This window comes from Terrabacter koreensis (assembly GCF_054783315.1).
The window spans coordinates 169,407-192,306 of sequence record NZ_BAAGQU010000002.1 but is presented as its reverse complement, the minus strand read 5'-3'; the positions used below and the strand labels follow the sequence as shown (position 1 = coordinate 192,306).

The following is a 22,900-nucleotide window of genomic DNA, read 5'->3' as shown; positions in this document are numbered from 1 at the left end:
TCACCGTCGGCATCGTCATCGGAGTGATCGTCGTCAGCCTGGCGCTGTCGCTCATCTCCACGGCGAGCGCGACGCCGTGACGCGCGCGCGGCCTCGGCCCGCGTCCCCGGGAGGACGAATCCGCCCGTCGGCAGGGGCTGCCCGCGCCGCCGCGGCGCTCTCGAGAGGCCGACGGACCCTCGATTTTGTACCGGCCGGGGGCGGCTGCTAACGTTTCCCCTCGTTGCGCCGTTAGCTCAATTGGCAGAGCAAGTGACTCTTAATCACTGGGTTCGGGGTTCGAGTCCCTGACGGCGCACTTTCACGAGTAAGGCCCGGTCCATGCGGACCGGGCCTTACTCGTGTCCCCGAGAACGGTCTCGTCCGGGCTGCCCGTTTCCGATGACGAGTGGTCGTCGTCACGTCCGGCGAGCCGTCGGGCGCCGCGCACCCGGCCCTTCACGCACGGACGTGACCCACAGACGACGCCTTGGTGAACGTTCGGCTCGTCTCCGTCACCCCCCGGACACAAGCACCGTTGACGCTGCATGACCATGATCGAACGACGCAGCTTCCTCGCAGGCTCCGCAGCCGCCGCCGGGTCCGTGGCGCTGGCGGTCGGCGCCGCCCCCTCGGCCGGCGCCAGCACCCCCGGGTCCGCCGCCACCTTCCGGCACGGAGTCGCCTCCGGTGACCCGCTCCCCGGAGCGGTCGTCATCTGGACTCGCGTGACCCCCACCGCCGAGGCGACGCCGGGATCGGGCACCGGCCCGAGCACGACCGTCGCCTGGCAGGTCGCCACCGACGCGGGCTTTCGCTCGGTCGTGCGCAAGGGAACCGTGACGACCGGTGTGGAACGCGACCACACCGTCAAGGTCGACGTCACCGGCCTCGCCGCGGCAACCACCTACTACTACCGCTTCACCCTCGGGTCCGCTGTCTCCGGGACGGGCCGCACCCGCACCGCCCCGGCTCGCGGCGCCTCCGTCGACCGCCTCCGGCTCGGGGTCGTCTCGTGCTCGAACTGGGAGGCCGGTTGGTTCTCGCCGTACCGCCACCTCGCCGCGCGCGGCGACCTCGACGCCGTCGTCCACCTCGGCGACTACGTGTACGAGTACGGCACCGGCGAGTACGCCAACGGCCGGGCCAACGTCGTCGTGCGCCCGCATGAGCCGACCCACGAGATGGTCTCGCTCGCGGACTACCGCCAGCGGCACGGCCAGTACAAGACCGACACCGACCTGCAGGCGCTGCACGCCCACGTGCCCTGGGTGACGACGTGGGACGACCACGAGACCGCGAACGACGCCTGGTCCGGCGGCGCAGAGAACCACCAGCCCGGGGAGGGCGACTTCGCCGCGCGCAAGGCGGCCGCCCGGCGCGCCTACGACGAGTGGATGCCGATCCGCCTCTCCGGCACCGCGGCCCTCGGCGACGGCGTGCAGGCCTACCGGCACCTCCAGTGGGGCAGCCTCGCCGACCTGACGATGCTCGACCTGCGCAGCTACCGCAGCCAGCAGGTCACGACGACAGACCTCGCCGCCGTCGACGACCCGGCCCGGACCATCACCGGCGACGCCCAGATGCAGTTCCTCAAGGACCGCCTCATCGAGAACGACGCGGTGTGGAAGCTCGTCGGCAACCCCGTCATGGTCACCCCCGTGCTCTTCCCGCCGCTCGACAACTACGTGGCGGGACCGATCGCCGACATGACCGGCCTGCTGCCGCGGCAGGGCGTCCCGTACAACGTCGACCAGTGGGACGGCTACACCGCTGACCGGCGTGAGCTCGTCACGTTCCTCGCCGACCACGGTGTGACGAACACCGTGTTCATCACCGGCGACATCCACTCCGGCTGGGCGTGCGAGCTTCCCGTCGACGCGGGCACCTACCCGCTGAGCCGGACCGTCGGGGTCGAGCTCGTCGCGACGTCGGTGACCTCGAACAACCTCGACGACCTCACCGGCGCGGCGCCGCGCACCACGTCGCTCGCGGTGGAGGACGCCATCCGCGCGAACAACCGGCACGTGAAGTGGCTCGACTTCGACAGCCACGGATACTCGGTGCTGACGCTCACCCCCAAGGCCGCCCAGATGGACTGGTACGTCGTCACCGACCGCACCGACCGCGCTGCGACGTCGTCGTGGGAGACCGGGTTCACCGTGCCCGTCGGCACGAACGCCCTCACGGCGGCGGCTGGGGCGGCCCGATGAGTACGCCCATGACCTCCCGCCGGACCTTCCTGCGGCTCGCAGGCGGGGGTGGTGCCGCCGTCGTGCTGTCGGCGGCAGCCGGCGCCTCCCTGGCCGCCGCACCGGCGACGGCCGGCACGCCCGGGGGCCCCTCCCGCACCCGCGTGTACGTGCTCGTGACCGACGGCATGAGACCGGACGAGCTCGACGCCACCCTGATGCCGAACCTCGTCGCCCTGCGCGACGGCGGCACGTGGTACCCGAACGCGCGGTCCCTGCCGGTCATGGAGACCATCCCCAACCACGTCATGATGATGACCGGGGTGCGTCCGGACCGCTCCGGCGTGCCGGCCAACTCGTTCCTCGACCGCGCCGACGGGGTGGTGCGCGACATGGACCGTCCGACCGACCTGCACTTCCCGACGGTCATCGAGCGCCTCAACGCGACGGGCCGCACCACCGGGACCGTCCTGTCGAAGAAGTACCTGTACGGCGTCTTCGGGACGCGCGCGACCTACCGATGGGAGCCGTCGCCGACGCTGCCGGTGACGAACCACGCGCCCGACGCCGCGACGATGGACGCGCTGCTCGCGATGGTCGACAACGTGGACCCTGACCTCGTCTTCGCCAACCTCGGCGACATCGACCGGGTCGGGCACTCCGACCTCACCGGGTCTACGACGCTCGCCGTGGCCAGGAGGGCAGCGCTCACGTCAAGCGATGTCCAGGTGGGCCGCTTCGTGCAGCACCTCCGGGACACCGGCCGCTGGACGAACAGCGTCGTCATCACCTTGGCCGACCACTCGATGGACTGGTCGGTGCCGACGAACGTCGTATCGCTCGCCGCAGCGCTCGCCGCCGACCCGGCACTCGCCGATCGGGTGCGGATCGCCCAGAACGGCGGCGCCGACCTCCTCTACTGGACCGGCGCCGACGCCGACCGGGGGGCAGCCGTCGACCGGATGCGCCGCGTGGTCGCGACGGTGCCCGGCGTCCTCGAGTCGCACCTGCCCGGCGAGCTGCGCCTCGGCGCCGAGGCCGGCGACCTCGTCGTCTACTGCCGTGCCGGCTGGCGCTTCAGCGACCCGCAGGTCTACTCGAACCCCATCCCCGGCAACCACGGTCACCCGGCCACCGAACCCATCCCGTTCGTCATCTCCGGCGGCTCGCCGCTTGTCGCCGCAGGTTCGGTGCGCACCGACGTGGCCCACACCCTCGACGTCGCCCCCACCGTCGGTGCTGTGTTCGGGCTCGGCGCGCCCGGCGGCGGCTACGACGGCGTCTCGCGGCTGTGAGCCACGCTGGCCGTGCGTTCCGGCAACAGCTGTCAACCGCGGCTGGGGTGCACAGGCGAGGCGCCGTCGGCGAGCTGGCCGTGCAGTAGGGAGGTGGGCGCCGGGCTCCCGGGTCGGTGGACCCGGAGCCCGGCGCGACGGCATACGCCGCGTGGCGCGGTCAGCCGCGGGTGCGACCCAGTGCCGGCTCGCTGACCGAGGGGTGGCCGGTCTCGAGGTGCCCAGCGAACGCCCGAACGAACCGGCCGCCGTCGGCGACGACCGTGAGGTCGTACCAGCCTCCGGCGGACGAGGTGTCGACGACGACGGGACGCGCGCCGACAGTCGTTCGGCCGCCGTACGCGTTCTCCAGCGTCACGCTCGTGCCGCGCGGTGCGCCGACAGTGACGGACAGGTGCTGGGTGCGACCGACGCGTTCCACTCGCACCGTGACCGGGTCGCTCGCAGAGTCGCCGGCGTAGCGGCGGAAGAAGCCGTTTGGCCCGTGCAGGTGGATGTCGTAGTCGCCGCTCACCGGCCAGGTGGCCCGCAGGTGATCGTCGGCCCCGACCGTGTAGCTGTGCGGCACCCCAGCCGGCTCGATCAGGCGCGCCTGCAGGTGCGCTCCCCGCTGCCCACGGTTGTGCAGCTCGAGCGTGACCGCGCTCGGCGTCGACAGCTCGCGGACGTCGAGGTCGTACGGCGTCGGGCGCGCCGGGCGGGTGCCCGGCTCCTGCGCCGGCATCGACCCCTGCGCGGGCGGCGTCGGGCGGTAGGACGGGTGGCGCTTGTCGTCGAACGGCTTCCAGCTCGTCGTGCTCGGCAGGCTCGGCACCTTCTCGACGGTGCGCGAGAAGTCGAACGCCGAGGTGAGGTCGCCGGTGACGGCGCGACGCCACGGCGTGATGTTGGGCTCTCTCACCCCGAAGCGGGTCTCCATGAGCCGGATCACCGACGTGTGGTCGAACGTCTCGGACGCCACCCAGCCGCCGGTGCTCCACGGCGACACGGCGAACATCGGCACGCGCGGCCCCAGGCCGTACGACCCCGGACCGTGCTGCCCGTCGTAGAACTCGTGGTCGGTCGGCACGGTCGAGGCGCCTGGAATGACAGGGGAGTTCGCGTGCGGCGGCACGAGATGGTCGAAGAACCCGTCGTTCTCGTCGTACGTGATGAGCAGCACCGTCTTCGCCCACACCTCCGGGTTCGAGGTCAGGGTGTCCAAGACCTTCGAGATGTACCAGGCGCCGTAGTTCGTCGGCCAGTTCGAGTGCTCGCTGAAGGCCTCGGGCGCGGCGATGTAGCTGACAGACGGCAGCTGGCCGGACTGGACGTCGCGGCGCAGCAGCTCGAAGTAGTCCTCTCCGTCGCGGGCCTTGGTGCCACGACGAGCCTTCTCGTACAACGGGGTTCCCGCCGCGGCGTTGCGGTAGCTGTTGAAGTAGAGCAGCGAGTTGTCACCGTAGTTGCCGATATAGGGGTCGGACGTCCAGCCCCACGAGCCCGTCGCGTCGAGCCCGGTGCCCTCGTCCTGGTAGACCTTCCACGAGACGCCGGCCTTCTCGAGGCGCTCCGGGTAGGTGCGCCAGTCGTAGCCGAGCTCGTCGTTGTAGAGGACGGGGCCGCCGCCCTTGCCGTCGTTGCCGGTCCAGCCGGACCACAGGTAGTAGCGGTTCGGGTCGGTGTTGCCGATGAAGGAGCAGTAGTAGGCGTCGCAGACCGTGAACGCGTCGGCCAGGGCATAGTGGAAGGCCGCGTCCTCACGCTCGAGGTACGCCATCGTCGTCGTCCCCTTGGCCGGCACCCACCCGTCGTAGTGCCCTTTGTTGACGGCTGCCTGACCGTCGGTCCAGCTGTGCGGGAGGCCCTCGAGGAAGGCCGCGCCGAGGTCGTCGGCCGTGGGGTGGAAGGGCAGCACGTCGCGTGCGCCGTCGGACTGGTGCCACACCGAGCGCCCACTGGGCAGCTGCACCGGGTGCGGGTCGCCGAAGCCGCGCACGCCGCGGAGGCTGCCCAGGTAGTGCTCGAAGGAGCGGTTCTCCTGCATGAGGACGACGATGTGTTCGACGTCCTTGACGGTTCCGGTGCGGCGGTTCGCCGGGATGGAGGCGGCCCGGGCGATGCTGTCGCCGAGCATCGTGGCGGCGGTGGCGCCTCCGGCGATCTGGAGGAAGCGGCGGCGGTCGAGGTTGACCATGAGATCTCCTGTGGGAGTGCGGAGCTGGTGGGTTGAAGCCGAAGTGTCCGCCGGGCTCAGCGGGGCGCGTACGCCTTCGGCAGGCGCATGCCGCGGTCGGCCATCAGCTGGCGGACCCGGTTCGGGTAGTTCGTGATGATGCCGTCGACGCCCATGTCGATGAGGGCGCTCACCGTGGCCATGTCGTCGCACGTCCACGGGACGACCTTCAGGCCGCGACCGTGGGCGGCGCGGACCATCGCGGCGTCGGGGTAGAAGCGGAACCCGGCGTCGCCGACCTTGCCGTTCTGCGGGAAGCCGTAGTTGGGCGAGAGCGCGACGAGGCCCTCGGGCACCGCGGCGGCGGCGGTGCGCACGAAGTCGCCGCCGAAGTCATCGGCGTCGACGCCGCCGAGCCACGGTGACGCACCCGGCTTGCCGACCTGGAGGAAGTCGTGGTTCGTGAGGGCGACGAGCGGCCACGTCGGCGCGAGGCGGTGCATCTCGTTGAGGGCGCCCCAGTCGAACGACTGGATCGTCACCTGGTCCTCGATGCCCGAGGCGCGGATCTCCTCGAAGACGCGGCGCACGAAGAGCGCTCGCGGCGCGGTCTGCTCGGGCGCACCGGCCTCGACCTTGGTCTCGATGTTGAGCGTGACCTGCTTGGCGTCGTACGCCTTGACGAGGTTCAGCACGTCCTTGAGCTCGACGATGCGGAAGCCGGCGACCTGCTCCTGCTCGGGAAAGCCGGGCAGCTGCTGGTAGCCGCAGTCCATCGTCTTGACCTGGGCGAGCGTGAGGTCCTTGAGGTACTTGCCGACGTAGGGGTACATCGGGTCCCCGGGCGTGACCGGCGCCGTGTCGCGGCACTTCTGGGCGCTGACCTGGCGGTCGTGGTTGACGACGACCTTCTCGTCCCTGGTCACCTGCGTGTCGAGCTCGAGTGTCGTCACGCCGAGGCGCATCGCCTTGCCGAAGCCCTCGAGGGACTCCTCGGTCGTCATGCCGATGCCGCCGCGGTGCGCCTGCAGGTCGAAGTGGGTCTTCTGTGGCAGGACCGGCCCGGGGGTCGTGGTGGAGTCGCCCGCGGTGGCGGGGGCCGCGGCACCCGTGGCGAGCGGGCCGGCCAGGGCGACGGAGGCCAGGGCGGTCAGGAGGTGGCGGAGCTGCATCAGAGGTCCTCTGGGGTGGGGGGTTCTGGCCACTCGACGCTAGGGAGGTCGCGGCCGGTCGCGGTGCCCACGACGTGGCGTGCCCGTGAACCCTTGCCGAACCCTGACCGACCGGCACGGACCGGATGCCGAGCGGGCGCTGAGAATGCCCCGAGGACGTATGACGTTCACCGGGTCTCGCGAGAGCGCCCGCCCTCGTTCGACTCGGGCGGAGGGCCCGGTCCACACGGACCAGGCCCTCCTCACGCCTGCGGCACGTCCCCGACGGTCCGGGTCGACACCTGGCCCGGTGGCCGGACCGCCCCCCAGCCCGGCTCCGCGGCCGTCAGCTCCAGCGCGTGCAGGGCGCTCGCGAGGCAGCCGGCGTGCGCCATCGTCAGGTCAGCGAGCTCGCCCCGCCGGAACCAGCGCAGGTCGTCGTGCTCCTCGGGTGCCCTGTTGACGGGCTCCCCGTCCCAGCGGGTGACGAGGAAGGCGTGCATCTCGAGGGTGGGGTCGGCGATGGTCATCGGGATCTGTCGAGGGTCGTGCAGGCGCACACCGAGCTCCTCGAGGCACTCCCGTCCGACCGCCTGTCGAGGCGACTCACCAGGCTCGACATGCCCCCCGACGAGGTCCCAGCAGTCCGGATAGTGCTCACGCGACGGATGGCGGTGCGCGAGCAGGATCTGGTCGGCGCGCACCAGCGCCGCCACGGCGATCCGGGTCCGGGTGACCATGCCGGCACCCTAGTTGCTCCCGGAGTGAGACTCCGGCCCACCGCAGCCCACGAGGCCGAGGAACCGAATCCAGTTGACCCGCTTGGCGGCCCGTTGCCAACCTTCGGGCATGCGTTCGTTCGAGGAGCTGGTGTCGGAGGCTGAGGCGGCAGACGTCACGGGGTGGGGTTTCGGCTGGCTCGAGGGCCGGGCGACCGAGGAGCGGCCACCGTGGGGGTTCTCCCGTCTGCTCGCGGAACGCCTCGCCACGGTGGGCTCGGCCCTCGACCTCGACACCGGCGGCGGGGAGGTGGTCGCCGAGGCCGCGGCCCTGCCCCCCGTCATGGTCGTGACCGAGGGGTGGGCGCCCAACGCCGAGAAGGCCCGGCAGACGCTCGAGCCACGTGGCGTACGCGTCGTCCCCACCGACGGCGGCCCGCTCCCCTTCGCAGACGGCTCCTTCGAGCTGGTCACGTCCCGGCACCCCGTGCGGCCCGACTGGGCGGAGATCGCCAGGGTCCTGCAGCCCGGAGGACACTACCTCGCGCAGCACGTCGGCCCGGCGTCGGCCTTCGAGCTCGTCGAGTACTTCCTCGGCCCGCTGCCGGAGGAGCGCCGGGGACGCGACCCCGAGCGCGAGCGCGCCGCGGCAGAGCAGCACGGGCTCGTGGTCGAGCGCCTGGACCGGGCACGGTGCCGGATGGAGTTCCACGACATCGGCGCGGTCGTGTGGATCCTGCGCAAGTGCGTGTGGTGGGCGCCGGACTTCACGGTCGAGCGGTACGAGACGACCCTGCGTCGGCTCGACGAGCAGCTGCGGGGCGGCGAGCCGTTCGTGGCCCACTCGACGCGGCACCTCATCGACGCCCGAGCAGCCGGCGGCGTATCACACCGGTGAGTCGGACCTCTTGGAAAAAGAGGACCAATCGGTCCCGTTCCCGCGAAGGAGTCCGACATGCCCGGTTGGTACGTCCACCTCGAGGCGGCGCACGACACCGCCCGCAACCTCCGCGACGGGACCGTCCCGCCGAGCCTCGCCATCGACCCGGCCCAGGCCCGGGTCATCGGCGAGCACTGCCACACCTGGCGCAACTACCTCGAGCTGGGCTCCCTCGGCCCAGACCTCTTCTACCTGCTGCCCGACTTCAAGAACACCACCGGTCAGGTCATCCGCCAGGTCGTCCAGTGGGCCCTCGACGTGTGGGAGGTGGTGGACGCGGAGTTCGTCAGCAAGTGGGAGAAGTGGATCGACCCGATCACCACGAACAACGCGCAGCTCGCCTCGCAGCTCACCGGCGGGCTCTCGACGCAGCTCGCGCAGGCCCTCGACTCGCTCACCTCCGCGATCATCACCGCCTTCAAGGGCCTGCTCGCCGAGATGGGCGACTGGTTCGGGGTGCTCACCTCGGGCGTGCCTCAGGGGTTCGGCGACGACGCCTTCTACTGGTCCGACATGTTCCACTACCGGCGCACGTACCAGTTCCCGTTCGTCCTCTTCCAGCAGGCGCAGGAGGCGCTCGCCGCGGCGACGACCGACGACGAGCGGCAGGACGCCGAGGCGCGCATCGCCTTCGCCGTGGGCTGGATGTCGCACTGCGCCACCGACGTCACCGGGCACCCGTTCACGAACGCGAAGTCCGGCGGCCCCTACCGCGACCACTGGCAGCGCCACCACCTCGTCGAGAACCACATGGACTCCGAGAACTACGGCGCCCGGCACCCCGGCGCCCTCTACGGCGAGTACGGCACCTCGGCGCTCCACTTCCGGCTCGCCTTCCGCCACCGCGACGACGCGCCGTACAACGGTCGCGACGACGCGCCCGCCTACGACTACTGGGCCGGCTTCCCGGCATACGACAACGGGGACGGGCCGACGGCGACCGCCTTCCGGCACACGTTCTTCGACCTCGACACGGGGCCGCTGCCCGACCACCTCGTCGAAGGACTCCTCGACGCGATGCGGGACGTCTACGGCGCGGACGGGCCGCACATCCTGCTGCAGGACCCGCCGTTCTCGGCCACCGACCCCGTGACCGGGCAACCGGACGGGCGCCCGAACGAGCCGGCGCTGGCGCAGATGTGGGAGATCGTCTACCGCTACCTCAAGATGACGAGCAGCGACGCGATCAGCCTCAGGCTCCCGCCACCGCCATCGGTCTTCACCGACCACTCCTTCCCGACGCCTCCCGGGGGCGGCGGCTCCGGCATCGACGACGACCCCTCGCGCGGCGCCGACGTCGACGACGACGACTCGTTCACCCTGCTCGACCTGCTCCTCGCGCTCTTCGCGTGGTCCGTCTACCTCGCCCAGGTGGCGGTGTGGCTCGCGACGGTGCTGCCCGGCCTCATCGTCGACATCGCGACGTTCCCCGCGCGACAGGTCATCTACTGGGCCGTCATCGTGCCGGCGTGGAACCTCTACCTGCTGGCCCGCCGCGCCCTCGTGATGTCGGGCTTCGCCATGCCGAAGCCGGCCGAGATCAACCCCGGCCTCACGACGCTCGGCCGTGAGGGCACGTACGACATCGCGTCCGCCCTCGACAACCCGTTCGGGATCCCGACCTCGCCGCCGCCGGTCACCGAGCCGTCCGGCCGGCTCGACGCCACGGACGCCCAAGGGCTCGACCACGCGTACCCGCGCGGCATCGTCCGCGACCTCCCGTCGTCGATCGGCCGCGTCGACCTCGTCGGCGCGCTGGGGCTCACGTCACCGCTCCGGTATGCCGGCGACGCCGCAGGCGACGAGTTCAAACCTTCGGAATGGGTTGCGCCCTGGCGGTATCCGTTGACCAACCAGGCCGGCGACGGCGTCGCCCAAGAGGGTGCCCCGACCCACGCCGGGCCCTACGTCGTCGGGTCTCGCTCCACCGTCCTGCTCTCCGGCGTGACGGGCCACGACGGCGCGCGGCACGACCTCGAGAAGGCGGGCTCACCCGGCGAGACCGAGCAGGTGCTCGACGCGCGACTGCCCGCGGACCAGCACCTCGGCGGCCCGGTCGACTACGGCCTCTACCTCGTCGGGCGGATGGCGGACGAGGTCGGGCAGAAGGACTTCGGGGTGCCCGACTTCAACCTCGACTCCGACCGCGGCTACGCCTGGCGCACGTGGGACTGGGACCGCAGCACGGTGCCCTGCGTGCCCGACATCGACCCGGTCGGGCCGGAGGACTACCGCTACGACCTGCCGTGCACCTCGCCCCAGTTCTTCCACGCCGACCACGACTGCCCGACGCAGCCAGACCGCTGGTACGACGAGTCGCACGATCTCGCCGTCCACTACCTGCCCGGCTCGGGCCCGGCCGACTGCGGCCGGCCCCAGGAGCACGAGCCGAACACCGACCCCGAATGGCGCGAGCGCCTGCACCGCAAGGAGGGCTGAGCGATGGCACGCCACCGCGACGACCAGCAGCACCCCGTCCTCACCCCCAAGGAGGACGCCGCCCAGCGCGGGCAGGACCCGCCGGGATCGTTCGGGCACACCGAGCGTCCGAGCGGAGACCTCGACCCGAACTGGACTCCCGGCCACGGCGTCGAGGACGCTGCCAGGGAGCTCATCGAGCGGATCGGGGGCGAGCGGCGACCCCGGCGTGAGGACGTCTACCCCTACCTCCTCGTCCGCGCCTACAGCCCGGGAGACCGTGCCGTCCGCCCCACCTGGCCGAGCATCCCGTGCTGGGAGTCGCCCGACATCCTGCTCGTCGACGCCGCGTACACGGGCCCGTTCTCGCCCGCGCAGCTCGTCGCCAGCCCGACCGCCGGCCGCCGCTACCGGGTCTTCGTCCGGGTCTGGAACCTCGGTCTGCTGCCCGCGGTGGGGGTCCACGTGCGGGCGTGGTTCGTCAACCCGGGCTTCTTCGGCGGCGACCCCGGCAACCCGGCCTACCAGCCCCAGCCCATCGGCATGGCGGTGGTGCCGCAGCTCGACGACCGCACCAAGCCCGGCGCGATGCGGGTCGTCGAGCTCGACCGGACCTGGGACGTCCCGGCCGACCTCACCGGGCACGAGTGCCTCATGGCCAGCGTCAGCTGCCCGCTCGACGAGTGGTCGGGGGCGCTCGACGCCAACCACGACCGTCACGTGGCGCAGCGCAACCTCACCATCCTCGCGGGGACGGACTCGGCGAAGTCGTTGCTCCTCACGCTCGGCGGCCTCGTCACGACGACAGGGACGCTCGAGCTGCGCCACGGCGGTGCTGCCGTCACGCCGCTCCTCAAGGGCGTCCTCGGCACGACGAAGACCGAGCTCGGTGCGGCAGCGCGACTGAGGCCACCGTCAGCCAAGGCGCTGCGGCTGGGGGTGCCGACGGGCTCGGGCCAGCACCTGCTGACCATGTTCCGCACCGACCGGGGCTGGCTCGTCGCCGACAGCGCCAGGCTCTGGGACGTCGCCGTCGAGCTCGGGGTCGTCGAGCGCGTACGACCCGGCCGCGACAAGCAGCGCGTCCACCCGTTCGCGAGACCGCTCGGGACGCGGCGTCTCATCGAGAAGGTCGGCCCCGAGCGGTTCGAGCAGCTCGGTGTGCTCAGCGACGCAGAGCCTGGCGACGCCCTGCTCGAGGGCCTCGGCCGGCTGTGGAACCTCGATGGGCTCGACGCGCAGGGCATTGCCCGCGCGCTCGCCGAGGGCGGACCCCACGCCCACCTGCTCCGGTTCTCGCACACCGACGCCGAGCGGCAGGAGTCCGGTGGGTACTCGGTCACCGTCGTCGGCTGAGGTCAACTCGGCACCAGCCGCCGACCGCGGGGCTAGCCTGAGTTGAACGCGCAACTGCCGACCGCCTGTCGACACCGACTCCAGGATCCGAGGCACCCGTGACCGAGATCGACCTGTCCGCCATCGACGCCGAGCGCGAGCGGGTGCGTGCCGCGTACCTGCAGCCGCCCGAGAACCGCCCGGCGTCGACCGCTCGGGGGCTGCACCACTTCGCCGTCGTGGCCCGCGACCTCGAGGAGACCGTGAAGTTCTACCAGGAGGTGCTCGGCTTCCCGCTGACCGAGATCTTCGAGAACCGCGACTACCGGGGCTCGAACCACTTCTTCTTCGACATCGGCAACGGCAACCTCCTGGCCTTCTTCGACTTCCCCGGCCTCGACGTCGGCCCGTACGCGGAGGTGCTCGGCGGACTGCACCACATCGCCATCTCGGTCGAGCCCGCGACGTGGGAGAGGCTCAAGGGCCGGCTCACAGGGGCCGGCGTGGAGTACGTCGAGGAGAGCGGGACCTCGATCTACTTCCGCGACCCGAACGGAGCCCGCCTCGAGCTGATCTGCGACCCGCTCGGCGAGATGTACGGCTCCACGGTCCTCTGAGGTCTGGTCCGGGCGCTCAGAGGTAGAGGCCGGTCTGCCCGGCGTCGGTGCGCTGCGCCGCGACGGCGTGGATGTCGCGCTCGCGCAGCAGCACGTAGTCGGTGCCCTGCAGCTCCACCTCGGCCCGGTCCTCGGGGTCGAAGAGCACCCGGTCGCCGAGCTGCACCTGACGCACGTTCGGCCCGGTGGCCACGACCTCGCCCCACGCCAGGCGCTTGCCGACGGATGCCGTGGCGGGGATTAGGATGCCGCCGCCCGAGCGCCGGTCCCCCTCCTTCTCGAGGGAGACGAGCACCCGGTCGTGCAGCATCCGCACCGGCAGCTCCTGCGCCGTCGTGGCGGCGTCCTTCTTGCCCATGGTGACCCGTGCCGCCTCGTGCTTGCGCTGGTCGGTGACCGGTGCGGCCGGGTCAGCCGCGCCGGCGGCGGAGCAGTCCCACCGCCACGACGACCACGACGGCGGCGGCCACGACCGCACCGATGCGCTCGATGCGCAGCTCGCCGTCCTCGGTGTGCGTCGCCGACGCGAGGCGCAGCTTGAGGCTCTGCACCTGCCGCTCGGCGATGACCTGCGGCTGCGCCCGGTAGGCCAGCTCGTTGACGGTGCCCTCGAGACGCGCGCGGGCGGCCCGGATGTCCTGCTCGATGCGTGCGGTGTCGGTCATCTGGCTTCCTTTCGGGACGATTCGACTCTAGTCGGCGAGGCCGAGATCGCGGCGGAGCTTGGCCACGTGGCCGGTCGCCTTGACGTTGTAGAACGCGTGGCTGACCTTGCCCTCCTCGTCGACGACGAACGTCGACCGGATGACACCCTCCACGGTCTTGCCGTAGAGCTTCTTCTCACCCCAGGCGCCGTACGCGTGGTGGACCGAGAGGTCCTCGTCGCTCAGCAGCGGGATGGTGAGGTGGTCGCGCTCGCGGAACTTCGCGAGCTTCGCCGGCTTGTCCTTCGAGATGCCGACGACCTCGTAGCCGTCCTTCTTGAGGGAGTCGAGCGACTCGCTGAAGTCGCACGCCTGCTTCGTGCAGCCGGGGGTCATGGCGGCCGGGTAGAAGTAGACGATGACCTTGCGGCCGGCGAAGTCGTCGAGCGAGACGGTGCTGCCGGCGTCGTCAGGGAGGGAGAAGGCCGGTGCCTGCTCGCCGGGCTCGAGTCTGGACGTCACGGGGGCTCCTCCTGGTCGGTGCGCGCCGGCTGACCGCTGCTTGTGGTCAGGGCGCGCACGAATCTCGCGCTGGACGAAAGGCTTTCACGAAGCGTATCGGTACCCCTCGTACCCGCCTCGGGCGATCCGGCCGCCCCCGGGGCGGCCGATCGGTGCCGCTGGTGCGGACGGCGGGACTCGAACCCGCACACCTGAGGCACAGGAACCTAAATCCTGCGTGTCTACCAGTTCCACCACGTCCGCCGACTGCTGCGCCGCCCACTGTAGTTGGCCGCTCGCCGCGAGGAGCCAGCAGGCACGCGAGCCGGTATCACCGGACCGTTCCCGAGGCTCCGTCTGGGAAGAACGGATTCGAGCCGGGGGGTCGACATGGACGAGACGATCGCGGGCGCAGGCGCGCCGGGGCTGGAGACGACGGTGTGTCCCGAGTGCGGCGCCGTCGCCGAGCTGACCGACCGCTACCAGCTCGACAGCACCGACGGACCGGTCGAGCACGCCCGCGTCGTGTGTCTCGCGCGGCACTGGTTCCTCCTGCCGACCGCCGGCCTGCCGACCGTCGTCGTGCCGGTGGCTAGCCTGCGTGCATGAGACGCAACATCGGCACGGGGAGCCCGTGGGAGGGCGTGGTCGGCTACTCGCGCGCCGTGCGCGTCGGCGACACGGTGCACGTCGCCGGCACCACCGCGGTGCGCGACGGGCAGGTGGTGGCGCCCGGCGACGCGTACCGGCAGGCGCAGGTGGCTCTCGAGATCGTCGTGGCTGCCCTCGCCGAGTGCGGGGCCTCCCCCGCCGACGTCGTGCGCACCCGCCTCTACGTCACCGACATCCGCGACTGGGAGGCCGTCGGCCGCGCGCACGGCGAGGTCTTCGCCGAGGTGCGGCCGGCGTCGACGATGGTCCAGGTCGGCGCGCTCGTCGAGCCCGAGCTGCTCGTCGAGATCGAGGCCGAGGCCGTCGTCGGCAGCGGTGTCACTCCACCTTCACGGTGACGACGTGGATGCCGGTCGCGCCGTCCGGTGCCGGCGGGGCCTCGAGCGGTGACTGCGCCTCGCCCTTCGCGTCGTACGCGCGCACCCGAAGCTCGTGGCTGCCGGGCGTCGCCTGCCACTGGTAGACCCACTGCCGCCAGGTGTCGATGCTGGCGTCCGCGGCGAGCCGCGCCTCGGCCCAGGGTTGCTGGTCGACCTGCACCTCGACCTTGGAGATGCCGGTGTGCTGGTGCCACGCGACACCTGCCACGGCCACCGTCCCGGCCTTGACGGTGGCGCCGGCTCGAGGCACGTCGATGCGCGAGGCGGTCTTGATCGGCCCGGTCGCCGACCAACCACGCGTCGACCAGTACGCTACGTCCTTCTCGTACGTCGTCACCTTGAGCTCGGTGACCCATTTCGTCGCGGACACGTAGCCGTAGAGGCCCGGGACGACGACGCGTACGGGGAAGCCGTGCTCGAAGGGCAGCGGCTCGCCGTTCATCCTGATCGCGAGGAGCGCGTTGCGGTCGTCGGTGAGCGCCCCGAGCGGCGTCGAGGCCGTGAAGCCGTCGATGCTCGTCTGCAGCACCATGTCGGCGCCGGCCTTCGGCCCGGCGAGCGCCAGCAGCTCGCGCACCGGCCACCCGGTCCATACGGCGTTGCCGACGAGGTCGCCGCCGACCTCGTTCGAGACGCACGTCAACGTCACGAGGGCTTCCTGCATCTCTTTGCCCTGCAAGGTCTTCCAGTCGATCTCGACCTCACGGTCGACCATGCCGGTGACCTTGAGCCTCCAGTCGTTGGCGTCGATGCGCGGCACGACGATCGCCGTGTCGATGCGGTAGAAGTCGGCGTTCGGGACGATGTAGGGCGTCAGGCCGGGGATGCGCAGGTCGGCCCCGGCAGGGATGGCGAGCTTCGTGCCCTTGACCGGCGCGCTCTTGAGCGCGTCACGCGACACGGTGGCCGCCGACGAGCCGCCACCCGCATAACCGCCGAGGTATGCCGTCACGGCACCCACCGCGCCACCGAGCAGCCAGCGCCTGCCCGGGTTCGCAGCGCCGGCAGCGCCGGTCGGTGCTGGGGCGGCGCGGCTGAGGAACCATAGCCCGGCGACGGTTCCGAGCACGGTCGGGAGGACGTCGAGCGGCCCGGCACCCGGTCGGGTCATCACGGCCGCGGCCCCGACGACCCCGACGAGGGCGAAGGCGACGAGCGCCGGCACCAGGTGCCGCATGGCGACCGCGCCGATCGCGGCGCAGACGAGCGCGAGCACCACCACGGTGCCGACGAGCAGGGCTCGCTTGTCGTTCGTGCCGAAGGTGGACACGGCGAAGTCCTTGAGCCACGGCGGCGTCCGGTCGATGAAGGCTCCGCTCACCGCCGCGATCGGCGCCGGCTGTCCGGAGGACTGGCCGACCGCGACGAGCGCGGCCGCCGCCAGGGTCGCGAGACCGACGGTGACCAGCCCGGCCACGAACCCGTCGACGGCTCCCCACCACAGTGGGCGAGCCACCGGCTCCTGAGCGGTCTCGGGACGGGTGGCCGGGCTGGTTGCGGTCATGGCCTCAGGTGCTCCTTCAGGTGCGGCACCAGGGCTCGGAAGGCGAGCGACCGGTGCGACACGTGGTTCTTCTCGTCGGCGTCGTACTCCGCCAGTGTGCGTTCGTTGCCGTCCGGTTGGTCGGATGGGACGAAGATCGGGTCGTAACCGAAACCATTCGTGCCCCGCGGCTCGCGGCCCACCGTGCCCGGGAACCGGCCGAGCTCGGCGGCCGAGCGTCCGTCGGGCAGTACGAGCGCCGCCGCGCAGACGAACGCCGCCGCACGGTGCTCGTCGCGCACGTCACCCAGCTGGTTGAGGAGCAGCTCGAGGTTGGCGCGGTCGCCGCCCCCACCGGACCAGCGCGCGCTGAAGATGCCCGGGGCTCCACCGAGCACGTCGACGGCGAGCCCGGAGTCGTCGGCGAGTGCCGGCATACCGGTGGCGTGCGCCGCCGACGCGGCCTTGAGGATGGCGTTCTGCTCGAAGGTGACGCCGTCCTCGACGACGTCGGGCGCGTCGGGGAACTCGTCGAGTCCGACGATCTCGAGCCCGAGCTCGGCGCTCACGTCGGCGAGGATCTCGCGCAGCTCCTCGACCTTGTGGGAGTTGCGGGTGGCGAGGACGACCTTCGTCACGCGACCGACCCCCCGTCGGCGACGTCCGCCGTGCCGGCCGAGCCGACCGTGTCGACCGTGTCGACCGTGTCGAGGGCCGGGGAGGCGAGCGCCTGCTGCTGGCGCTCGGTGAGGTCGGCGCACCCCTTCTTCGCGAGGTCGAGCAGCTGGTCGAGCAGGTCGCGGTCGAAGGGTTCGCCCTCGGCTGTGCCCTGCACCTCGATGAAGCGTCCGTCGCCGGTCATGACGACGTTCATGTCGGTCTCGGCCGTGGAGTCCTCGGGGTAGTCGAGGTCGAGAACGGCCTGCCCGCCCACGACGCCGACGGAGACGGCGGCCACGGAACCGGTGAGCGGCTCGGCCTTCTTGGCGATGAGGCCCTTGGCGCGCGCGTCCTCGATGGCGTCCGCGAGCGCGACGAAGGCGCCGGTGATCGCAGCCGTGCGGGTGCCGCCGTCGGCCTGGAGCACGTCGCAGTCGAGGACGATGGTGTTCTCGCCCAGCGCCTTGGTGTCGATGACGGCTCGGAGACTGCGTCCGATGAGCCGGCTGATCTCGTGCGTGCGGCCGCCGATGCGGCCCTTGACGCTCTCGCGGTCGGAGCGGGTGTTCGTGGCCCGCGGCAGCATGGCGTACTCGGCGGTGACCCAACCGGTGCCCTTGCCCTTGAGCCACCGGGGCACACCCTCGGTGAAGGACGCCGCGCACAGCACCCGGGTGCGGCCGAACTCGACGAGGACGCTCCCCTCGGCATGGTCGAGCCAGTTGCGCGTGATCCGCACCTCGCGCGTCTGGTCGGGGGCACGTCCGTCATGTCGGTTGGTCATGACGTCGAGGCTAGCCATGCCGGGGGCGCGGGTCCGCACCGCGGGTGCCGGGTGGTCAGTCCGCGGACGCCGCCGACAGCCGCTCCACCTCGTCGGGCGACAGCTCGAGGTCGACCGCCCGCACCGAGTCGCGGATGCTCTCGGGGCGCGAGGCACCGGGGATCGGCACGACGACCGGGGCGAGCGCGAGCTCCCACGCCAGGGCGACCTGCTGCGGGCTCACGTCGTGCGCGCGGGCCACGTCGGCGAACGCGTCGTGGCGGCTGCCGAGCTCGCCGGCCTTGCTGATGCCGCCGAGTGGGCTCCACGGCAGGAAGGCGATGCCGAGCTCGGCGCACAGCTCGAGCTCGGGCGTGCTGCTGCGGAAGGCCGGCGAGAACTGGTTCTGCACCGAGACGAGCCGGCCGCCGAGCACCTCCTGCGCCTCGCGGATCTGGGCGGGGTCGGCGTTCGAGATGCCGGCCATCTCGATGACGCCCTCGTCGAGCAGGTCGGCGAGTGCCCCCACCGACTCGGCGTACGGCACGTCGGGGTCGGGCCGGTGGAACTGGTAGAGCCCGATGGCGTCGCCGCCCAGCCGCGCCAGCGAGGCCTTGGCCGCCGCCTCGAGGTGGTCGGGACGGCCGTTCAGCGTCCAGGAGCCGTCGCCCGGGCGCAGGTGGCCGCCCTTGGTCGCGACGAGCACGTCGGACCCGCCGCCCGCCCACGACGAGAGCGCCTTGGCGATGAGCGACTCGTTGTGCCCGACCTCGTCGGCGTCGCGGTGGTACGCGTCCGCCGTGTCGATGAAGGTGACCCCGGCGTCGAGGGCCGCGTGGATCGTGCGGATCGAGCGCTCTTCGTCGGGTCGTCCCTCGATCGACATCGGCATGCCGCCGAGCCCGATGGCGCTGACCTTCCTCGTCCCGATGGTTCGCTGCTGCACGGTGCCTCCTGTGGGTTCGGGGTGGGGCCGTCGGCGCCCGCACCGAGAGTCTCCGTACCCGGGCGACCGCCGTGACCACCCCGGCCGTCCACCTCGTGGCCGGCTCAGAGGGTGTAGCTGGCGCCCGGTTCGGCGAGCTCGACCTTGCCCGGCCAGACGGCCGCGGCCTGGTCGCGGCAGACCTCGGGGTCGTTCCACGCCGGGATGTGCGTGAGCATGAGGCGTCCCACTCCCCCGGCCCGGATGGCCGCCTCTGCGGCACGTCTGCCGGAGAGGTGGATGTCGGGCACGCTGTCGCGCCCGTCGACGAAGGCGGAGTCGGCCAGGACCAGGTCGGCGTCGGCCATGAGGTCGGAGAGCTCGTCGCAGGTGTCGGTGTCGCCCGTGTAGGCGAGGGTGCGGCCGTGGGCCTCGACCCGGAAGCCGAACGCCTCGACGGGGTGGTTGACCCGGACCGGCGTGACCGTGAACGGCCCGACGGACACCGGCTCGCGGTCGCGCAGGTCGTGGAAGTCGAACGTGCCGAAGACGTCCTCGCTGTCGCCGCCGCCGTAGGCACGGGCCAGGTGCACGCCGGTGCCGGGCGGACCCCACACCGGCATCGCCGGACGGCCGGGGCCACCCGGCACGTAGCGCATCATGACGTAGAGGCCGCACATGTCGATGCAGTGGTCGACGTGGAGGTGGCTGAGCAGGACGGCGTCGACGGCATACGGCTGGATGTGGTTCTGGAGGGCGCCCAGCGCCCCGTTGCCGAGGTCGAGCACGATGCTCCACGTGCGCCCCTCGTGCTCGGCCTGGACGAGGTACGACGACGCGGGCGAGCGCGGCCCCGCGAAGGATCCCGAGCACCCGACGATCGTGACGTCCACGGGACGAGCCTAGGTGCCGACGCCGACGCCGGACCGCGACCCGGACGTCGGGTGTGTCACACCGCCCCGCGCGGCCCGTCCTCGACGTCGTGGTCGCGGTCGTCGACGTCGTCGTAGTCGTCGTCCTCGGTGAGGTCGTCGACGTCGTCCTCGTCGTAGGCCGCCTCGCCGAGCGCGAGGTCGGTGCCCATGAGCGCGTGGGTCAGCGTCTCCTGCAGCCAGGTGAGGAAGTCGTACCAGGCCATGGCGTAGCCGAGCGGGTCGTCGTCGTCGATGACCTCCATCGCGGCGTGCAGCGCCTCGGCGTCCTCCTCCGTGCGCATGCCCATCCGCTCGCCGAGGAGCAGGCGCACGTCGGTGAGCGCCATGAGGAAGGCCGGCGCCTGGTGCGGGCCGAGGACCACCCGGTCGCCGGAGGCGTCCGACAGGCGGTCGAGTGCGACGTCGAGGTTGCCGCTCTTGCGCTGCCGCAGGCCCTCCTCGGTGAGCCGACGGAACTCCGCCGCCACCTGGTCGTCACCGCGGTGCGCGGTCGGCAGGAGCCGGTCGAGGGCGGGGTCGCGGTCAGCAAGGCCGGACGAGTCCGGTTGCGTCGCAGAGTCGCTCGCGCTCAAGGACAGCCCCATCGTCGCGACGAGGTCGTCGAACGTGTCACCCGTGGGCTCGATCTCGGGAGACAGCAGGGTGCGGGTCTGCTGCATCAACCCGTAGAGAACCGTGCGCTCGGTCGTGTCGAGCAGCGCGACGTAGTCGTCGTCCTCGCGCAGGAAGGCGCGTGCCATCACTCGTCCTTCTCGAAGGTCGCCCAGAGTCCGTAGCCCTGAAGGGCCTCGGCGTCGCGCTCCATGGACTCACGGGGCCCGTTGGAGACGACCGCCTTGCCCTTGACGTGGACGTCCATCATCAGCTTCTCCGCCTTGGGCCGCGGGTAGCCGAAGTACGTCTCGAAGACCCACGTCACGTACGTCATGAGGTTGACCGGGTCGTTCCAGACGATCGTCACCCACGGGAGGTCGGGCGCGACGACGTCCTGGGTCGAGGTCACCTCCTGCTCGACGGGGGCCAGGGAGAGGGTGGCTGCGGTCACAGAGCCACCCTAGGTCCCCGGGCGGCCGCCCCCGACCCGGAGGCGAGCCCCACGGCTCCTCGGGCGTTCGGCGCCCGCGCACCCCTAGGGTGAGAAGGGTGAGCCCGACGAGCCCTCGCGCCGCGAGCACGGCGCTGCTGACCGACCACTACGAGCTGACCATGCTCCAGGCGGCCCTCGCCTCGGGCGAGGCGCAGCGCCGGTGCGTGTTCGAGGCGTTCGCGCGTCGGCTGCCCGACGGGCGCCGCTACGGCGTCATCGCCGGCACCGGACGGGTGCTCGAGGCGCTCGAGCAGTTCCGGTTCGGCGACGACGAGCTGCGCTTCCTCAGGGACAACGACGTCGTCGACCGCGCGACCGTCGACTGGCTCGCGTCCTACCGGTTCTCGGGCGACGTGAGCGGCTACGCCGAGGGCGAGTGCTACTTCCCGCAGTCGCCCGTGCTCGTCGTCGAGTCCACCTTCGCCGAGGGCGTCATCCTCGAGACGCTGGTGCTCTCGATCCTCAACCACGACACGGCGATCGCGTCGGCGGCCTCGCGCATGACCAGCGCCGCGGGGGGTCGCCCGTGCATCGAGATGGGGTCGCGCCGCACCCACGAGGAGTCGGCCGTCGCCGCTGCCCGAGCGGCCTACGTGGCCGGGTTCGACGCGACGAGCAACCTCGAGGCAGGTCGGCGCTACGGCGTCCCGACGACGGGAACGGCGGCCCACGCCTTCACGCTGCTCTACGACTCCGAGAGGGAGGCGTTCACCGCGCAGGTCGAGTCGCTCGGCAAGGGCACGACCCTCCTCGTCGACACCTACGACGTCAGGACGGCGGTCGCGCTCGCGATGGAGATCGCCGGTCCGGAGCTCGGGGCGGTGCGGCTCGACTCCGGCGACCTGCTGATCCAGGCCACGGAGGTGCGCGCCCAGCTCGACGCCGCCGGCAACACCGACACCCGCATCATCGTGACGTCCGACCTCGACGAGTACGCCATCGCGGGACTGGCCGCAGGCCCGGTCAGTGGCTACGGCGTCGGCACCGCGCTCGTCACCGGCTCCGGAGCCCCCACCGCGTCGATGGTCTACAAGCTCGTCCAGCGCGAGGACGCCGCCGGCGTGATGCAGGGGGTGGCCAAGAAGAGCAAGGACAAGACCTCGGTCGGTGGCCGCAAGTGGGCGATGCGGCGGCTCGGACCCGACGGGGTCGCCCAGGCCGAGGTCATCGGCATCGGCGAGCGTCCTCGCGACGACGGCGACGACCGGCCCCTCATGATCGAGCTGGTGCGTGGCGGCGAGGTCGTCGACCACCAGGACATCCACGAGGCGAGAGCTCGCCACGAGGCCTCGCGTGCCGAGCTGCCGCGCGCTGCCGCGCAGCTGTCACGCGGCGAGCCGGTGATCCCCACCATCTACGAGGAGGACTGAGCCGTGGCCGCATCCAAGAGCGAGAGCCATCCCGACGCCCCCGCCGGCAGCACGCGGGCGCTGGTCATCGTCGACGTGCAGAACGACTTCTGCGAGGGCGGGTCGCTCGCCGTCGCGGGAGGCGCCGAGGTGGCCCGACTGGTCACCGAGCACGTGAGCCGGCACGCCGCCGACTACGACCACGTCGTGGCCACGGCCGACTGGCACATCGACCCGGGCGACCACTTCTCGCAGCGCCCCGACTACGTCGACACGTGGCCCGTGCACTGCGTCGCCGGCAGCGAGGGTGCCGAGTTCCACCCACGTCTCGCTGGGGCCCTGGGCCACGTCGAGGCGGTCTTCCGCAAGGGTGAGCACGCCGCGGCCTACAGCGGTTTCGAGGGCCGGTCCGACGACGACGACCACGTCCCGCTCGCCGACTGGCTCCGGCACCGGGGTGTCGCCCAGGTCGACGTCGTCGGCATCGCGACCGACCACTGCGTGCGAGCCACGGCGCTCGACGCGCGGCGCGAGGGTCTGCACACGACCGTCCTGCTCGACCTGACCGCCGGTGTCGCGCGAGGGACGACCGACGCGGCGCTGGCTGAGCTCAGCGAAGCCGGCGTGAGGCTGTTGGGCGCACCGGCGGTCGCCGGCTGACGCCGGATCGAGGTATGCCGTCGCGCTCGGTTGCGACGTC

General features: G+C 71.8%; 23 protein-coding genes and 2 tRNA genes. 11 read left to right on the top strand and 14 right to left on the bottom strand.

Annotated features, from left to right (window positions below):
* Positions 1-225 precede the first annotated feature (225 nt).
* The 3 genes from ACYVNR_RS01255 to ACYVNR_RS01245 all read left to right on the top strand — a co-directional run bounded on the left by ACYVNR_RS01255 (position 226) and on the right by ACYVNR_RS01245 (position 3,466).
* A tRNA-Lys gene (locus ACYVNR_RS01255) sits at positions 226-298 on the top strand.
* A gap of 229 nt (positions 299-527) precedes the next feature.
* Complete coding sequence (locus ACYVNR_RS01250) at positions 528-2,192, top strand: alkaline phosphatase D family protein (protein ID WP_461046014.1); 1,665 nt, start codon at positions 528-530, stop codon at positions 2,190-2,192.
* A gap of 8 nt (positions 2,193-2,200) precedes the next feature.
* Positions 2,201-3,466 carry an alkaline phosphatase family protein gene (locus tag ACYVNR_RS01245; protein WP_461046012.1) on the top strand — a complete coding sequence of 422 codons (1,266 nt, stop codon included), beginning with the start codon at positions 2,201-2,203 and terminating at the stop codon, positions 3,464-3,466.
* Positions 3,467-3,626: 160 nt separating this feature from the next.
* Here the strand turns inward: ACYVNR_RS01245 and ACYVNR_RS01240 are convergent, their stop codons facing one another.
* From ACYVNR_RS01240 to ACYVNR_RS01230, 3 genes are all read right to left on the bottom strand, one after another.
* Entirely contained in the window at positions 3,627-5,642 is a 2,016-nt protein-coding gene (locus tag ACYVNR_RS01240) for a phosphocholine-specific phospholipase C (RefSeq protein WP_461046010.1), read from the bottom strand.
* Between the two features lie 56 nt (positions 5,643-5,698).
* Positions 5,699-6,793 carry a glycerophosphodiester phosphodiesterase family protein gene (locus tag ACYVNR_RS01235; protein ID WP_461046008.1) on the bottom strand — a complete coding sequence of 365 codons (1,095 nt, stop codon included), beginning with the start codon at positions 6,791-6,793 and terminating at the stop codon, positions 5,699-5,701.
* Between the two features lie 242 nt (positions 6,794-7,035).
* Positions 7,036-7,512 (bottom strand): NUDIX domain-containing protein, encoded by a 477-nt coding sequence (locus ACYVNR_RS01230; protein WP_461046006.1) that lies wholly within the window; start codon positions 7,510-7,512, stop codon positions 7,036-7,038.
* A gap of 109 nt (positions 7,513-7,621) precedes the next feature.
* On the opposite strand from ACYVNR_RS01230, the gene ACYVNR_RS01225 reads away from it, so the two are divergent.
* The 4 genes from ACYVNR_RS01225 to ACYVNR_RS01210 all read left to right on the top strand — a co-directional run bounded on the left by ACYVNR_RS01225 (position 7,622) and on the right by ACYVNR_RS01210 (position 12,801).
* Complete coding sequence (locus ACYVNR_RS01225) at positions 7,622-8,389, top strand: class I SAM-dependent methyltransferase (protein WP_461046004.1); 768 nt, start codon at positions 7,622-7,624, stop codon at positions 8,387-8,389.
* Between the two features lie 57 nt (positions 8,390-8,446).
* The gene (locus ACYVNR_RS01220) at positions 8,447-10,870 is read left to right on the top strand and encodes a zinc dependent phospholipase C family protein (RefSeq protein ID WP_461046002.1); all 2,424 of its coding nucleotides are present in this window, start codon (positions 8,447-8,449) and stop codon (positions 10,868-10,870) included.
* A gap of 3 nt (positions 10,871-10,873) precedes the next feature.
* The gene (locus tag ACYVNR_RS01215; RefSeq protein WP_461046000.1) at positions 10,874-12,205 is read left to right on the top strand and encodes a hypothetical protein; all 1,332 of its coding nucleotides are present in this window, start codon (positions 10,874-10,876) and stop codon (positions 12,203-12,205) included.
* Positions 12,206-12,303: 98 nt separating this feature from the next.
* Positions 12,304-12,801, top strand: a complete 498-nt coding sequence (locus ACYVNR_RS01210) for a VOC family protein (RefSeq protein ID WP_461045998.1) — start codon at positions 12,304-12,306, stop codon at positions 12,799-12,801.
* Between the two features lie 16 nt (positions 12,802-12,817).
* Here ACYVNR_RS01210 and ACYVNR_RS01205 read toward each other — a convergent pair whose 3' ends face one another.
* From ACYVNR_RS01205 to ACYVNR_RS01190, 4 genes are all read right to left on the bottom strand, one after another.
* A complete protein-coding gene (locus ACYVNR_RS01205) occupies positions 12,818-13,159 on the bottom strand; it encodes a GroES family chaperonin (protein ID WP_461045996.1) in 342 nt (113 codons plus the stop codon).
* A 52-nt stretch (positions 13,160-13,211) separates the two neighbouring features.
* Positions 13,212-13,466 carry a DUF3618 domain-containing protein gene (locus ACYVNR_RS01200; protein WP_045190248.1) on the bottom strand — a complete coding sequence of 85 codons (255 nt, stop codon included), beginning with the start codon at positions 13,464-13,466 and terminating at the stop codon, positions 13,212-13,214.
* A 27-nt stretch (positions 13,467-13,493) separates the two neighbouring features.
* Positions 13,494-13,967 carry a thioredoxin-dependent thiol peroxidase gene (gene bcp, locus ACYVNR_RS01195; protein WP_045190250.1) on the bottom strand — a complete coding sequence of 158 codons (474 nt, stop codon included), beginning with the start codon at positions 13,965-13,967 and terminating at the stop codon, positions 13,494-13,496.
* 159 nt (positions 13,968-14,126) lie between these two features.
* Positions 14,127-14,210 (bottom strand) — tRNA-Leu (locus tag ACYVNR_RS01190).
* A gap of 126 nt (positions 14,211-14,336) precedes the next feature.
* Between ACYVNR_RS01190 and ACYVNR_RS01185 the strand changes: the two genes are divergently transcribed.
* Positions 14,337-14,555: a hypothetical protein gene (locus ACYVNR_RS01185; RefSeq protein ID WP_045190252.1), complete on the top strand. Its 219-nt coding sequence runs from the start codon at positions 14,337-14,339 to the stop codon at positions 14,553-14,555.
* A complete protein-coding gene (locus ACYVNR_RS01180; protein WP_045190254.1) occupies positions 14,552-14,956 on the top strand; it encodes a RidA family protein in 405 nt (134 codons plus the stop codon). The genes ACYVNR_RS01185 and ACYVNR_RS01180 overlap by 4 nt, the downstream gene beginning before the upstream one ends.
* Here ACYVNR_RS01180 and ACYVNR_RS01175 read toward each other — a convergent pair.
* From ACYVNR_RS01175 to clpS, 7 genes are all read right to left on the bottom strand, one after another.
* Entirely contained in the window at positions 14,937-16,502 is a 1,566-nt protein-coding gene (locus ACYVNR_RS01175) for a molybdopterin-dependent oxidoreductase (RefSeq protein ID WP_045190256.1), read from the bottom strand. The genes ACYVNR_RS01180 and ACYVNR_RS01175 overlap by 20 nt on opposite strands.
* Positions 16,499-17,119, bottom strand: coding sequence for an RdgB/HAM1 family non-canonical purine NTP pyrophosphatase (rdgB, locus tag ACYVNR_RS01170; RefSeq protein WP_045190258.1), 621 nt, complete (start codon positions 17,117-17,119; stop codon positions 16,499-16,501). The genes ACYVNR_RS01175 and rdgB overlap by 4 nt, the downstream gene beginning before the upstream one ends.
* Entirely contained in the window at positions 17,116-17,925 is an 810-nt protein-coding gene (gene rph, locus ACYVNR_RS01165) for a ribonuclease PH (RefSeq protein WP_461045992.1), read from the bottom strand. The genes rdgB and rph overlap by 4 nt, the downstream gene beginning before the upstream one ends.
* Before the next feature lie 55 nt (positions 17,926-17,980).
* Positions 17,981-18,850 (bottom strand): aldo/keto reductase, encoded by an 870-nt coding sequence (locus tag ACYVNR_RS01160; protein ID WP_045190260.1) that lies wholly within the window; start codon positions 18,848-18,850, stop codon positions 17,981-17,983.
* Positions 18,851-18,954: 104 nt separating this feature from the next.
* A complete protein-coding gene (locus tag ACYVNR_RS01155; protein ID WP_045190261.1) occupies positions 18,955-19,722 on the bottom strand; it encodes an MBL fold metallo-hydrolase in 768 nt (255 codons plus the stop codon).
* Between the two features lie 56 nt (positions 19,723-19,778).
* On the bottom strand, positions 19,779-20,504 hold the full coding sequence (locus tag ACYVNR_RS01150; protein WP_045190262.1) for a DUF2017 domain-containing protein: 726 nt from the start codon (positions 20,502-20,504) through the stop codon (positions 19,779-19,781).
* On the bottom strand, positions 20,504-20,809 hold the full coding sequence (clpS, locus tag ACYVNR_RS01145; RefSeq protein WP_045190263.1) for an ATP-dependent Clp protease adapter ClpS: 306 nt from the start codon (positions 20,807-20,809) through the stop codon (positions 20,504-20,506). The genes ACYVNR_RS01150 and clpS overlap by 1 nt, the downstream gene beginning before the upstream one ends.
* A gap of 98 nt (positions 20,810-20,907) precedes the next feature.
* Here clpS and ACYVNR_RS01140 point away from each other — a divergent pair, with 98 nt between their 5' ends.
* Complete coding sequence (locus ACYVNR_RS01140) at positions 20,908-22,221, top strand: nicotinate phosphoribosyltransferase (protein WP_461045989.1); 1,314 nt, start codon at positions 20,908-20,910, stop codon at positions 22,219-22,221.
* 3 nt (positions 22,222-22,224) lie between these two features.
* Positions 22,225-22,860, top strand: a complete 636-nt coding sequence (locus tag ACYVNR_RS01135) for an isochorismatase family protein (protein WP_461045987.1) — start codon at positions 22,225-22,227, stop codon at positions 22,858-22,860.
* Positions 22,861-22,900 lie beyond the last annotated feature (40 nt).